The organism is Curtobacterium guangdongense (genome assembly GCF_049341845.1).
GTDB lineage: Bacteria > Actinomycetota > Actinomycetes > Actinomycetales > Microbacteriaceae > Curtobacterium > Curtobacterium guangdongense.
In genome coordinates this window covers 151,103-165,208 of the sequence record NZ_JBMPIT010000006.1, presented here as the reverse complement: position 1 = coordinate 165,208, position 14,106 = coordinate 151,103, and the positions used below count along the sequence as shown (strand labels likewise).

The 14,106-nt window shown below is 69.5% G+C and carries 10 protein-coding genes; 8 read left to right on the top strand and 2 right to left on the bottom strand.

Features of this window, described 5'->3' with window-relative positions; genetic code table 11:
- Positions 1-7 precede the first annotated feature (7 nt).
- From ACO0E1_RS10980 to rplL, 3 genes are all read left to right on the top strand, one after another.
- The gene (locus ACO0E1_RS10980; RefSeq protein ID WP_422874217.1) at positions 8-1,510 is read left to right on the top strand and encodes a sensor histidine kinase; all 1,503 of its coding nucleotides are present in this window, start codon (positions 8-10) and stop codon (positions 1,508-1,510) included.
- Between the two features lie 384 nt (positions 1,511-1,894).
- Positions 1,895-2,410, top strand: a complete 516-nt coding sequence (gene rplJ, locus ACO0E1_RS10975; RefSeq protein WP_123655473.1) for a 50S ribosomal protein L10 — start codon at positions 1,895-1,897, stop codon at positions 2,408-2,410.
- Positions 2,411-2,464: 54 nt separating this feature from the next.
- A complete protein-coding gene (gene rplL, locus ACO0E1_RS10970) occupies positions 2,465-2,848 on the top strand; it encodes a 50S ribosomal protein L7/L12 (RefSeq protein WP_281265111.1) in 384 nt (127 codons plus the stop codon).
- A 151-nt stretch (positions 2,849-2,999) separates the two neighbouring features.
- Here rplL and ACO0E1_RS10965 read toward each other — a convergent pair whose 3' ends face one another.
- Together ACO0E1_RS10965 and ACO0E1_RS10960 are read right to left on the bottom strand one after the other, a co-directional pair.
- Positions 3,000-3,926 (bottom strand): hypothetical protein, encoded by a 927-nt coding sequence (locus ACO0E1_RS10965; RefSeq protein WP_422874216.1) that lies wholly within the window; start codon positions 3,924-3,926, stop codon positions 3,000-3,002.
- 186 nt (positions 3,927-4,112) lie between these two features.
- Entirely contained in the window at positions 4,113-5,540 is a 1,428-nt protein-coding gene (locus tag ACO0E1_RS10960; protein ID WP_422874215.1) for an amino acid permease, read from the bottom strand.
- Between the two features lie 169 nt (positions 5,541-5,709).
- Between ACO0E1_RS10960 and ACO0E1_RS10955 the strand changes: the two genes are divergently transcribed.
- From ACO0E1_RS10955 to ACO0E1_RS10935, 5 genes are all read left to right on the top strand, one after another.
- A complete protein-coding gene (locus ACO0E1_RS10955; RefSeq protein ID WP_422874398.1) occupies positions 5,710-7,596 on the top strand; it encodes an ABC transporter ATP-binding protein in 1,887 nt (628 codons plus the stop codon).
- A gap of 143 nt (positions 7,597-7,739) precedes the next feature.
- The gene (locus ACO0E1_RS10950) at positions 7,740-9,971 is read left to right on the top strand and encodes an adenylate/guanylate cyclase domain-containing protein (RefSeq protein WP_422874214.1); all 2,232 of its coding nucleotides are present in this window, start codon (positions 7,740-7,742) and stop codon (positions 9,969-9,971) included.
- On the top strand, positions 9,968-11,395 hold the full coding sequence (locus ACO0E1_RS10945) for a mechanosensitive ion channel domain-containing protein (protein ID WP_422874213.1): 1,428 nt from the start codon (positions 9,968-9,970) through the stop codon (positions 11,393-11,395). The genes ACO0E1_RS10950 and ACO0E1_RS10945 overlap by 4 nt, the downstream gene beginning before the upstream one ends.
- Before the next feature lie 112 nt (positions 11,396-11,507).
- A complete protein-coding gene (locus ACO0E1_RS10940; protein ID WP_422874212.1) occupies positions 11,508-12,872 on the top strand; it encodes a cystathionine beta-synthase in 1,365 nt (454 codons plus the stop codon).
- Between the two features lie 74 nt (positions 12,873-12,946).
- Positions 12,947-14,092: a cystathionine gamma-synthase gene (locus ACO0E1_RS10935; RefSeq protein WP_422874211.1), complete on the top strand. Its 1,146-nt coding sequence runs from the start codon at positions 12,947-12,949 to the stop codon at positions 14,090-14,092.
- Positions 14,093-14,106 lie beyond the last annotated feature (14 nt).

Genomic DNA, 14,106 nt, shown 5'->3' with positions numbered 1-14,106 from the left:
GACTCCCGTGACCCTCCGCCGTCGACTCGTCCTGAGCATCGTCGCCCTGGTCGTCGCCGTCAGCGCGGTGATCGGCGCCGGGAGCATCATCGCGCTCGCCTCGATCCAGACCGGCGCGATCGACCAGCAGCTGCAGACCGCGACGAAGCGTGCCACGAACAAGTTCGGGCAGGGCCAGAACGACCAGCCGCCCGGCGACGACGTCCTGCGTCCGGCCGGGCAGGCAGCGGGGACCCTGACCGCCTACTACTTCGCCAGCGGTCGTGCCGGCGGCATCGTCATCCAGGACGACGGGTCGCCGACGTCCCTGTCGACGGACCAGTTGCAGCGACTCGGTCAGGTGAAGGTCGGTGTGGCACCGGCGACGATCGGCCTCGGCAGCACCGGGAGCTACCGGGTCGCAGCCGTCCGCGTCGACACCGGCTACCTCGACGACGCCGTGCTCGTGGTCGGGCTGCCGATGTCGCCCGTCTACCAGAGCGTGTGGTCACTGCTCTGGGTCGTGATCGTCGTCGTCGGAGGCGCGCTGATCGCGGCGTCGATCGTCGCCGCGGTGGTCGTCCGGCGATCGCTGCGCCCGCTCGAACGGGTTGCCGAGACCGCGTCCGCCGTCGCCAGGATGCCCCTCGAGCGGAGTGACGCCCTCGACGGCGTCCGTGTCCCGGACACCGATCCCCGGACCGAGGTCGGCCGCGTCGGCAGCGCGTTCAACCGCATGCTCGGGCACATCGGCGGTGCGATGCAGGCCCGCGAGCGCTCCGAGCAGAAGGTGCGACAGTTCGTCGCGGACGCCTCGCACGAGCTGCGCACCCCGCTGGCATCGGTCCGCGGGTACGCCGAACTCACCCGGCGGATGGGCGGGGACCTGCCGCCGGACGTCGTCTACGCCATGAGCCGGATCGAGTCCGAGTCGGTCCGCATGACCTCGATGGTCGAGGACCTGCTCCTCCTCGCTCGACTCGACGAAGGGCGCGAGATCCAGTTCGACGACGTCGACCTGACCGGGCTGGTCTTCGACGCCGTGAACGACGCCCACGCCGCGTCCCCGGAGCACCCGATCGACGTGGACGTGCCGTCGTCGCCCGTCGTGGTGCTCGGTGACGCCGCGAGGCTCCACCAGGTCATCGTGAACCTCGTCACGAACGCCAGGACGCACACGCCGGACGGCACCCGCATCACCGTGGGGATCGCGCCGGTCCAGGGCGGCGTCGACCTGACCGTGCGGGACACCGGGCAGGGGATCGACCCCGAGTTCCTGCCGAAGCTGTTCGAGCGCTTCGCCCGTGCGGACAGCTCGCGGTCCCGGACCGCAGGGTCGACCGGCCTCGGGCTCGCGATCGTGGATGCGGTCGTGCAGGCGCACGGCGGATCCGTGGACGTGGCCAGCGAGCCGGGGAACACTGTGTTCACGGTGCACCTGCCCGCGGAGCCCGTGGCTGCTTCCGCTGCTGATGCTGCCGCTGCTGCTGATGCTGCCGACGCCTGGTCCGACGTGCCGAATCGCGCGTAGGAGGTCGAATCGCGCGTAGGAGGTCGGATTTTCCGGGCACCTACGCGCGATTCGGCTTTCTACTGCGGGCGTTGTGGGTCGGAACGTCACCACGCGGCGGACGGGAGGACCGGTGCCAGGCCGCACCGAGCCTGCCGTCCGGTGTTTGGTGGCGACCACCGCATCTGGTACAGTTCTCGAAGCCAAAGACCGCCGGTTCTTGCTGCGCTCGCGTAGCAAGCGAAGGTCCTCATCCATGAGGCAACCCGCGCAGGTGTTCAGAACCTCTCCATCCGTTCGCGGGGGAGCAGCTCCGAGCCTCTGCGCCGGAGCTTTTTTCATGTGGTGGCTGTGTTCGTCACAGTTCGGGACCTGGGGCTGCCGGCAAGAACCCCAAGGAGAACCATGGCGAACAAGGAAGCTGCGGTCGCCGAGCTCACGGAGTCATTCCGTAGCTCGAACGCCGTTCTGCTCACCGAGTACCGCGGTCTCACGGTCGCGCAGCTCAAGGAGCTCCGCAACTCGATCCGTGAGCACGCCACGTACGCCGTGGTGAAGAACACGCTGACCAAGATCGCGGCGAACAACGCCGGCATCTCGTCGTTCGACGACGAGCTCGCCGGTCCGTCCGCTCTCGCCTTCGTCCACGGTGACACCGTCGCCGTCGCGAAGTCGCTGCGTGCATTCGCCAAGGCGAACCCCGAGCTCGTGGTGAAGGGCGGTTACTTCGACGGTAACCCGCTCACCGCGACCGAGGTGGACAAGCTCGCCGACCTCGAGTCCCGTGAAGTCCTGCTCGGCAAGCTCGCCGGCGCCTTCAAGGCCTCGCTGTTCGGTGCTGCGTACCTGTTCAACGCACCCCTCTCGCAGGCCGTCCGCACGGTGGACGCCCTCCGCGAGAAGCAGGAGTCCGCGGCCTGATCAGGCTCGCGTTCCACAACCACACCACGCATCAGTAAGTAGTAGGAGAAAATCATGGCGAAGCTTTCGCAGGACGAGCTCATCGAGGCCTTCAAGGAGCTCACGCTCATCGAGCTCTCGGACTTCGTGAAGAAGTTCGAAGAGGTCTTCGAGGTCACCGCGGCCGCCCCGGTCGCCGCTGCCGCTCCGGCCGGCGCTGCCGCTCCGGCCGAGGCCGCTGAGGAGAAGACCGAGTTCGACGTCATCCTCAAGTCCGCCGGTGACAAGAAGATCCAGGTCATCAAGGAGGTCCGTGGCCTCACGTCGCTCGGCCTGGGCGAGGCCAAGGCGCTCGTCGAGACCGCCGACGCGAAGATCCTCGAGGGTGCGAACAAGGAGACGGCCGACAAGGCGAAGGAGGCCCTCGAGGCCGCCGGCGCCACGATCGAGCTCGCGTAGTCTCGACCGTTCGGTTCACGAAGGCCGCTGCCCCTCGGGGTGGCGGCCTTCGTCGTGTGCGGGGGGTGGGGGCGTGCCGGGTTTCGCGCTGAGCGACAGCTCACGGGCCGTGAAAGCCGTGAACTGTCGCTGAACGCGTGAACTCATCTCGTCAGAACCACACACGGTGAGCGCGGAAGACTGCTCGGAGTCGGTCGGGTTCAACGAGGTGCCACCACGTCACACGGACGACGGCCCGGACCCCTGGGACCGCTCGGAGTCGGTCCTCGCGCCGCTTCTCGGCCCAGAGCACGTCGCCGGGGTCGCGTCCGCCGAGCATGTCGGGATCGACGTACTTCTGCTTGCCGTCGAACTCGACGATGACGCCGAGTGTCGGGAACCAGAAGTCGGCGCGATCGACGGTGCCGTCGGGGTGTCGGAACTCCGCCTGGGGTTCACACGGCGGCAGCCCGAGCTGCGCGAAGCGGATCGCGGCGAAGGACTCGCCGGCAGACTCGTGCCGGCGATCCAGTGCCGTCAGCACCAGACCGGCTCGGACCGATCCTCGTGCAGGGCGCACCGGGACCGCCCGGATCAGGTCGGGCAGGTGAAGGGTTCTCGTTCGGATCGCTGCATCGACGGCGACCGCGGCCACGTGAGGCGCTTCGGTGGCGATCACGGCCGTGGCGGTGTCGAGCGCGTTCGTGACCGGTACGCCATCGAACGCGATCGAGGAGGTCGCAGGTGCCCGAACACCGGGGTGTCGGATGAACCCAGCGCGGTGCTGGATCACCGCGACCGCCTGGTCGACGACGTGCACGCGGTCGGGAGCAGGCCCGACGAGGGGCCAGCCGTGGACGAGCGCCGCGGTGAGGTGTGAGAAGACCGATCCATCGGGGAGCATCGGTGCGATCGCCCGGGCCCGCGCGAGGTGCTTCCCGACCGCGCTGAGCGTTGCCCAGTCATCCGAGGCGATGTACACGCCGGCGAGCAGTCGAACCAGGGTGCCAGCGGCGTGCCCGCGTTGGAGTGCTCGAGCCGTGCTCTTGTCAGCCGCGGTGGCACGGAGGAGGCGTGGTCGGTGTCCGCTCTCGTTCACAGGAGCGATGCTGGCCACGGATCAGCCGAAACGGGAGACTCAGGGTCCATCTGTGGACGGATCACACGACCCGCGAGACCTGTGCACGACTCTGCTCACGGACCGAGCGACAGTTCACGCGCCGTTCGTCGCGAGAAGTGTCGCTCAGCCCGTGAGATGCCAGCGGGCGCGGCGCCCGCGCCGCGGTCAGCGGAGCGTACTGTGGCGGCGGCCGTAGAGCAGGTAGAGCGCGGCGCCGGCGACCATCCAGATGCCGAAGGCGATCCACGTGCCGATGCCGAGGAACACGGCCAGCAGGATGCAGCAGAGCGCACCGAGGATCGGGACGACCGGGAACAGCGGGACCCGGTAGGACCGCTCGAGCTCCGGCTGCGACCGCCGCAGGATGATCACCGAGACGTTCACGAGCGCGAACGCCACGAGGGTGCCGATGCTCGTCGCGTCGGCGAGTTCGCCTAGGGGCACCAGGGCGGCGACGATCGTCACGACGATGCCGACGATCAGCGTGTTCGCGATCGGGGTGCCCGTGCGGCGCGAGACCCGGCCGAACACCCGGGGGACCAGTCCGTCGCGCGCCATGGTCAGCAGGATGCGGGTCTGTCCGTAGAGCACCGTCAACACGACGCTCGCGATCGCGATCACGGCGCCGATCGAGAACACGAGTGCGACGAGCGGCTGGCCGGTCACGTCGACGACGATGCGGACGAGGGACGCCTCGGTCGCCGAGAACGACGTCCACGGCCGGGCACCGATCGCGGCGATGGCCACGAGGATGTAGAGCGCGGTGATGAGCGCGATCGACCCGATGATCGCGCGGGGGAGGTCGCGGCGGGGGTTCTTCGCCTCGTCGCCGGCGGTGGACGCGGCGTCGAAGCCGATGTAGGAGAAGAACAGTCGTGACGCAGCAGCGGTCACCCCTGCGGCGCCCATCGGGGCCAGCGGCTCGAAGTTCTGGGTCCGGAACGCCGTGAAGGCCACGGCGACGAAGAACACCAGCAGCGCGATCTTCACGACGACCATCAGCGTGTTCACCCAGGCGCTCTCGCGGGCACCGGGGATCAGGATCGCGGTGGCGATGAGCACGAGCGCCGCCGCCGGGAGGTTGACCAGTCCGCCCTCGCCGGGAGGCGCGGACAGCACGGCCGGCAGGTGCAGCCCGAACACCTTGAGGGTCTCGTCGACGTACTCGCTCGCGCCGACCGCGACGGCCGCCACCGAGACGGCGTACTCGAGCACCAGACACCACCCGCAGACCCAGGCGATCCCCTCGCCCATGGTGGCGTAGGTGTACGAGTAGCTGGAGCCGGAGGTCGGGACGGCGCCGGCCATCTCCGCGTAGGACAGCGCGGACAGCAGCGCAGCGACACCGGCGAGTACGAAGGAGATCCACACCGCGGGGCCGGCGAGCGGCACCGCGGTGCCGAGGACGACGAGGATGCCGGTGCCGAGCGTCGCCCCGACGCTGATCATCGTCAGGTGCCAGACGCCGAGCGTCCGGCGGAGCGGCTCCCCGTTCACGCCCGTCGCGGACTCGGACTGCAGCTGGTCGATCGGCTTCCGTCGCGCGAGCTGGTGACGCAGGGACGTTGCGGGGCGGGACGGCGCGGACGACATGGGACCTCGTGGTGCGGGGAACGGGACGGATCATGCTCGCACGGCCCCGGATGGGGGTCAATTCCACAGATCCGTGCAGGTGGCGTCCCGGCGTCGGAGCCCGGGGATACATTTGCTCGAGTGAGCGCACCGTCCGGTGGGCGCCGGGCGGAAGGACCTCGCGATGAGCATGCCGGGGATGCGCGGCGGTGGTGGTGGCGGTCGCGGCGGCCGGATCTCGAGTGGCGACTACGACGCCCAGAAGGCCGCCAACGCCGAGGCGCCACGGATCCCGCACCTGCTGCAGCGCATCGCCGGCCTCTTCGTCCCGCACCGGCGGTCGATCGTCTTCACCGTCGTCCTCGTGCTCATCGGGGCGGCGCTCTCGGTGATCCCGCCGCTCCTGACGCAGAAGGCGTTCGACCTCGGGCTGTTCCCGAAGTCGGGGACGCCGGACCTCCCGGTGCTGTTCTGGCTGGTGACCGCGATGGTCGTCCTCTGGATCGCCAGCGCCGGCGTCGGCGTGTGGCAGACGTACCTCACGGCGACGGTGGGCAACAAGGTGATGGGTGCGATGCGCATGCGCCTGTTCGCGCACCTGCAGCGGATGGAGCTCGCCTTCTTCACCCGGACCAAGACCGGGGTGATCCAGTCGCGCCTGCAGAACGACGTCGGCGGCGTCGCGAGCGTGCTGAACAACACGATCTCGTCGGTGCTCGGCAACACCGTCACGGTGATCGCCGCGGTGGTCGCGATGCTCCTGCTGAGCTGGCAGATGACCCTCGTCGCGGTCATCCTGCTGCCGTTCCTGGTCATCGCCCAGCGCAAGGTCGGGCAGGTCCGCGCGAAGATCGCCGGGCAGACGCAGGAGTCGCTCTCCGACATGACCGCCATCACGCAGGAAGCCCTGAGCGTCTCGGGCATCCTGCTCGCCAAGAGCTTCAACCAGCAGCGCAGTGAGACCCACCGCTACGGCGACGAGAACCGGAACCAGATCGCGTTGCAGGTCCGGCAGCAGATGTCCGGCCAGTGGTTCTTCGCGATCGTGCAGATCTTCCTGTCGATCATCCCGGCGATCATCTACCTCGTCGCCGCCTACCTGATCCTCGGCGGCGTCCCGATCACGGCCGGCACGATCGTCGCGTTCACGACCGTGCAGTCGCGACTCCTGTTCCCGACCGTGGGGCTGCTGCGTGTCGTCCTCGACCTGCAGACCTCCGGCGCGCTGTTCGCCCGCATCTTCGAGTACCTCGACCTGAAGCCCGCGATCACGGACTCGCCGACGGCCGGCAAGGTCGACGAGACCCGCGTGGGCCACGTCGCCTTCGACGACGTCACGTTCACGTACCCGGATGGCGAAGCCGACAAGCCGACGCTCCGCGGGGTGTCGTTCGAGCTCGAACCCGGGCAGTTCGCCGCGTTCGTGGGGCCGTCCGGTGCCGGCAAGACCACGGTCTCGTACCTCGTCCCGCGGCTCTACGAGGCGACGAAGGGATCGGTGCGGTTCGCCGGCGCCGACGTCCGTGACCTCGAGCACGAGGACCTGATGCGGCACGTCGGGATCGTCAGCCAGGAGACCTACCTGTTCCACGCCACGATCGGCGACAATCTCCGGTACGCCAAACCCGACGCCACGGACGAGGAACTCGAGCGAGCGGCTCGCGCGGCGAACATCCACGAGACCATCGCCTCGTTCCCCGACGGGTACGACACCGTGGTCGGGGAGCGCGGCTACCGACTGTCGGGCGGCGAGAAGCAGCGCATCGCGATCGCGCGGGTGATGCTCAAAGACCCGCCGGTCCTGGTGCTCGACGAAGCGACGAGTGCGCTCGACTCCATCTCCGAACGCGTCGTGCAGACGGCACTCGACGCCGCTGCCCAGGGGCGGACCACGATCTCGATCGCGCACCGGCTCTCCACCGTGCGGGACGCCGACGTGATCTTCGTGCTCGATCACGGTCGGATCGTTGAGCAGGGCACGCACGACGAACTGTTGGCGCTCGACGGCATCTACGCGATGCTGCACCTCCAGCAGAACACCCCGATCGAGGCGGCAACCGGCACGCTTGGCGCGTGACACGTGTGCAATCGGATGCATCCCGGAGCAACCGCTGACACGCGTGTTGCACACGTGGTACTTGTGAATGAACGCCGATCCTGCGGCGCTGCACCACCGGTTCCCTGCGCACGCCACCGCCGTGCCTCCTGATCGGAGTTCCCGTGACAGCAGTCCCTCCAGCAGCCCCTGACGCGGACCCGATCCCGCCGGCAGAACCCGGGACCGGGACCGGTTCGATCCGCGTGATCGACCAGCCGGCACGCCGGAAGGGGCGCTGGCGACGGTTCTTCACCACCGGCTCGCTCGACATCCAGTCGAAGCTGCTCGTGATGCTCCTCGGTGTCAGCGTGCTGGCGGCCCTGGTGATCGGCGCCGTCGGGTACGTGAACGGCCGGAACGCCCTGCAGACCGCGGCGCTCAACCAGGTGACGTCGCTGCGGGAGTCGCGCATCACCGAACTGAAGCGCTCGTTCAACCAGTTCACCCAGACGGTGGTGTCGCAGAGCCGCAACGCGAGCGTGATCGGCGCCACGAAGGCGTTCACGTCCGGATGGGACGACCTGCAGGACACCCCGGTGTCGGCGAGCGACCGGAGCAAGGTCGACGGCTGGTACCAGGACACCTTCGTCCCGCAGCTCGACGCCCGCACCGGCGGCACGGCGAACCCGGAGCAGTTCGCACCGACCCAGGACCCGCAGGCGTACCTGCAAGCGAAGTACACGGCGCCGTTCGACGACTACGACAAGGCCATCAAGCAGGACGACGCGGGCGACGGCAGCTCCTGGTCCGCCGCGCACGCCGAGTACCAGCCGTACTTCCGGCAGATCGTCGAGGCACAGGGCTACGAGGACCTCGCCCTGATGGACACGAACGGCACCGTGGTCTACTCCGCCTACGCGGGTGCCGACCTCGGTACGAACGTCGAGGACGGGCCCTACCGCGACTCGAACCTGGCGACCGGGTACCAGGACGCGCTCCAGCTGACGAGCTCGGACGACATCGTGGTGACGGACTTCGCCCGGTACGTCCCGAGCCTGAACGTCCCGACGCTCTGGGTGATGTCGCCGGTCGGCGAGGACGGCAAGATCATCGGCGTCATGGCGGTCCAGGTGCCGGTCGACCTGATCAACCAGGTGATGACCGGCGACCAGCACTGGGCGAAGGACGGCCTCGGGGACACCGGGGAGTCGTACCTGGTCGGCGACGACAACCTCATGCGCTCCTACCCCCGTCAGCTCCTCGAGCACCCGAAGCAGTACGAGCGTGACGTGGTCTCGGCAGGCACCGCTCCGGCGACGGCGAAACGCGAGGTGCAGGTCAAGGGGTCGGTCCTCCTCCAGCAGGTGAACACCACCCCGGTGACGCGGGCACTCCAGGGCAAGACCGGCACGGTGATCGCGGACGACTACCGCGGCAAGGAGACCCTGGCGGCCTACGCCCCGCTCGAGGTGGACGGCCTGCGCTGGGTGGTGGTCGCGCAGATGGACACGTCAGAGGCGTTCGCGCCGGTCAACGAGCTCACCAGGAACATCGGACTCGCGCTCGTCGGGATCATCGTCCTGGTCAGCCTGCTCTCGCTGCTGCTCGCGCAGGTGTTCGTCCGGCCGATCAGACGCCTGCAGACCGCGGTCAACCGCGTGAGCGCCGGCGAGATCGGCGTCGAGGTCCGCGCGAAGCAGGGCGACGAGATCGGCGACCTCGGGCTCGCGTTCAACGACATGAGCCGGAGCCTCAAGGTCAAGCAGGACCTGCTCGACGACCAGCGACGGCAGAACGACTCGCTGCTGCGGACGATGATGCCGGACGAGGTCGCCAAGCGGTACAAGCAGGGCGACCAGACGATCGCCGCCGACCACCAGGACGTCGCGGTCGTCTACGCCGACATCATCGGGTTCGACGACTTCGCGAGGGGCCTGTCGGCCGAGGAGTCCCTCGCACTCGTGAACGACGTCTGGCGGTCCTTCGACGACGCGGCGCAGCGCCACGGCGTCGAACGGGTGCGGTCGACGAGGAGCGGGTACCTGGCGAGCTGCGGTCTGTCGGTGCCCCGCGTGGACAACGTCCGCAGGGTCGTCGACTTCACCGCGGACGCGCAGGCCGTGATCGACCGGTTCAACGCGCAGAACGGCGCATCGATCGGCTTGCGGGCCGGCATCGACACCGGTGAGGTCACGAGCGGCCTCGTCGGCAAGTCGAGCCTCATCTACGACATGTGGGGCGACGCCGTCAGCCTGGCCTTCCGGGTGCAGGGCATCGCGCCGACACCAGGGGTCTTCGCGACGCAGCGGGTGGTCGACAAGCTCGGCGACCGGAACGACCTGGAAGAGGCCGGGCTCGTCGAGACGCAGGGCGGCCCGCAGCGGGTGTGGAAGTTCGTCAGGAGCGCGCGATGACCCCGTTCTGGCAGCAGGACTGGTTCTGGCCGGCGATCGTCGTGATCATCGGGCTGCCCGTCGTGTTGCTCGTGCTCACCGAGTGGCAGTCGAACCTGCAGCGGCGCGGCAACGACCTCCACAAGATCATCGGCCTACTCCGGAACGCGGTCGTCCCGCTCATCGCGATCTTCATCCTGTCGACGCAGGTCACCGAGGCGGTCGACCCGAAGGAGGTGACGGCGAACCGGATCATCGGGACCGTCCTCGGGTTCCTCGTGATCATCTTCGTGCTCAACGGCCTGAACATCCTGCTGTTCACGAACGCCAGGAAGGGCACGTGGCGCGAGAAGATCCCGTCGATCTTCGTCGACATCGCCAGGATCGTGCTCATCGCCCTCGGGCTCGCGCTGGTGTTCAAGCTCGTCTGGAACGCGGACGTCGGCGGCATCTTCACGGCGCTCGGCGTCGGATCGCTGGTCATCGGCCTCGCGCTGCAGTCAGCGGTCGGCCCGGTCATCGCCGGACTCTTCCTGCTGTTCGAGCAGCCGTTCCGCCTGGGCGACTGGCTCGACGCCGGCGGCACCCGCGGCCGGGTGGTCGAGGTGAACTGGCGCTCGGTGCACATCGACACCGGCAACGGCATCCTCATCATGCCGAACTCGTCGCTCGCGGGGGCGTCGTTCACGAACCTGTCGCGCACGGGCGGCACGTTCCCGGTCTCGACCGAGGTCACCTTCACCACCGACGACCCACCGGCGGCCGTCGTGGCGCTCCTCCAGCGCGTCGCGGCCGAACTCCCGCAGAAGTACCCGGGCACGACACCGTCGGCGGTCCCGCTCGGCGGAGCGGCGTACTCGGTGTCGTTCGAGGTGCGCGGGCCATCGCAAGAGGGCGACGCGCTCGCCGTGTTCCGGCTGTGGCTCTGGTACGCCGCACGCCGTGCAGGGCTCGGGCTCGACGGCGACACCACGGACGACTTCGTCACCGACGAGCGCCGCGACGCCGCCGTCGACACGATCGCGCCGACGCTCTACCTCGGGGCCGACGACGCGATCGCCCTGCGGCCCGTCGTCCGGCTCGAGCGGTACGCGGCGGGGGAGACGATCATGCGTCCCGGGGTCGTCCCGCGGGAGGTGCGGTTCGTCCTGTCCGGCAGCGTCGAGCTCCGCGTCCCGTTCGAGGACGAGCAGCTCCCGGCGTCCCGGGTCGAAGCAGGCGACTACGTCGGGCAGACCGCGCTGACACGGGAGGTCGTGCAGACCAACCAGGTCGCCCTGACCGAGGTGACGGTGCTCGTCGTCCCGGTCGAGGCGATCGACACCATCGTGCGGTCGTCGCCGCAGCTCGCGAAGGACATCGGTGCGGTCATCGACCGGCGGCACCAGGACGTCGCCGACGCGCTCGAGGCGCGGATCGCGCAGCTCCGCGCCGTGGCGAGCTGACCCGGCGACCTGCGGTAGCGGCTCTGGTCGCGTCACGTTCCGGACTGGAGGCTCGGTGCCAGCTGGCACCGACCCTCCAGACCGTGACAGCGGCAGTCCGTAGACTCGTGTCGTGCGTTATGCGAACTCCGTCGTCGACCTCGTCGGCGACACCCCCCTGGTCCGGCTCAACCGCGTCACCGAGGGCATCCGCGCCACCGTGCTGGTGAAGGTGGAGTACCTGAACCCGGGTGGGTCGTCGAAGGACCGCATCGCGACGCGGATCCTCGACGCGGCCGAGGCCTCGGGCGACCTGCAGCCGGGCGGCACCATCGTCGAGCCCACGTCGGGCAACACCGGTGTCGGGCTGGCCCTCGTCGCCCAGCAGCGCGGCTACCGGTGCGTGTTCGTGCTGCCCGACAAGGTCGGCGAGGACAAGCGCAACGTGCTCACCGCGTACGGCGCCGAGATCGTGGTCACGCCGACCGCCGTGCCGCCGGAGCACCCGGAGTCGTACTACTCGGTGTCCGACCGGCTGGTGCAGGAGATCCCCGGCGCCTACAAGCCGAACCAGTACGCGAACCCGAACGGGCCGCGCAGCCACTACGAGACCACCGGTCCGGAGATCTGGCGCGACACCGACGAGCGCATCACCCACTTCGTCGCCGGCGTCGGCACCGGCGGCACCATCACGGGCACCGGGCGCTTCCTGAAGGAGGCGTCGGACGGCCGCGTGCGGATCGTCGGCGCCGACCCCGAGGGCTCCGTGTACTCCGGCGGCACCGGTCGGCCGTACCTCGTCGAGGGCGTCGGCGAGGACTTCTGGCCGTCGGCGTACGACCCCGATGTCCCCGACGAGATCATCGCGGTGTCGGACGCCGACTCGTTCGCGATGACCCGTCGCCTGGCGCGGGAGGAGGGGCTGCTCGTCGGTGGCTCGAGCGGCATGGCCGTCGTCGCGGCGCTCCGGGCGGCGCGGGACCTCACCGAGGACGACGTCGTCGTGGTGCTCCTGCCGGACGGCGGGCGCGGCTACCTCGGCAAGATCTTCAACGACCGCTGGATGCGTTCCTACGGCTTCGCGGAGACCGACGACGCACGGACCGTCGGGTCGCTCATCGCCGGCAAGGACGGTCGTCTGCCGGACCTCGTCCACGCGCACCCGTCGGACACCGTGCGCGAGGTCGTCGACATCATGACCAAGTACGGCGTCTCGCAGATGCCCGTGCTGAGCGCCGAGCCACCCGTCGTCATCGGCGAGGTCGTCGGCGCGGTGGAGGAGAAGGCGCTCCTCGAGCAGGTGTTCACCGGGTCCGCGAAGATGGCCGACGCGCTCACCGCCTTCGTGGGGGAGCCGTTGCCGCTCATCGGCGTCGGCGAGTCCGTGTCGGCGGCCCGGCGCGCGCTGGAGTCCGCCGACGCACTCCTCGTCGTCGAGGACGGCAAGCCCGTCACCGTGCTCACCCGGCACGACCTGCTCACCTACCTGTCCGAGTGAGCGCGGCAGCGCACCCACCGTGCGGTGCGCGACCGACGCGATCCGAGCCTCCCGTTGCGACCTGGAGAAAGCACATGACCGAGTTCAGCACCCGCGCCATCCACGCCGGCCAGGAGCCCGACGGCCCCACCGGCGCCGTCATCCCGCCGCTCCACCTGACGTCGACCTACGTGCAGGACGGCATCGGGCAGATGCGGAACGGCTACGAGTACTCCCGGTCGGGCAACCCGACGCGCGACTCCCTGCAGACGCTGCTCGCCGACCTCGACGGTGGCGTCGCCGCGTACTCGTTCTCGTCCGGCCTGGCCGCCGAGGACGCCCTGCTCCGCGCCACGCTGTCGCCGGGGTCGCGCGTCGTCATGGGCAACGACGTCTACGGCGGCACGCACCGGCTCGTGAACCGGCTGCACGTGCCGTGGGGTGTCGAGCTCGTCGTCGTCGACATGAGCGACCTCGACCGGGTCCGTGCCGCACTGCAGGACGCGCCGGCGTCGACCGTGCTCTGGGTCGAGACCCCGACGAACCCGCTCATGAAGATCGCCGACATCGAGGCGCTCGCCGCCCTCGGGCACGACGCCGGTGCGCTCGTGGTCGTCGACAACACCTTCGCGTCGCCGTACCTCCAGCAGCCGCTCGCCCTCGGTGCGGACGTCGTCGCGTACTCCACGACGAAGTACCTCGGCGGGCACTCCGACGTCGTCGGCGGGGCGATCGTGCTGCGCGACCAGGAGCTCGCCGACAAGGTCCAGTTCCTGCAGTTCGGCGCCGGTGCGATCTCGTCGCCGTTCGACGCCTGGCTGACAATCCGCGGCATCAAGACCCTCGCGGTCCGGATGGAGCGGCACTCGCAGAACGCGCAGGCCGTCGCCGAGGCACTCGTCGGCGACCCTGCGGTGGAGCACGTCTACTACCCGGGACTCACCGACCACCCCGGGCACGACGTCGCCGCCCGGCAGATGCGCGGGTTCGGCGGGATGCTCTCGGTCGCGCTCGCGGGTGGGCCGGAGGCGGCGAAGCGGTTCGCCGAGTCGACGGAGGTGTTCGCGCTCGCCGAGTCGCTCGGCGGGGTGGAGTCGCTCATCGGCTACCCGAGCGAGATGACCCACGCGTCCGTGAAGGGCACCGAGCTCGAGGTCCCGGAGAACATCGTGCGCCTGTCGGTCGGCATCGAGGACGCCGGTGACCTGGTCGCGGATGTCCAGCAGGCACTGCGCCGCTGACCCGGCCGCTGCCC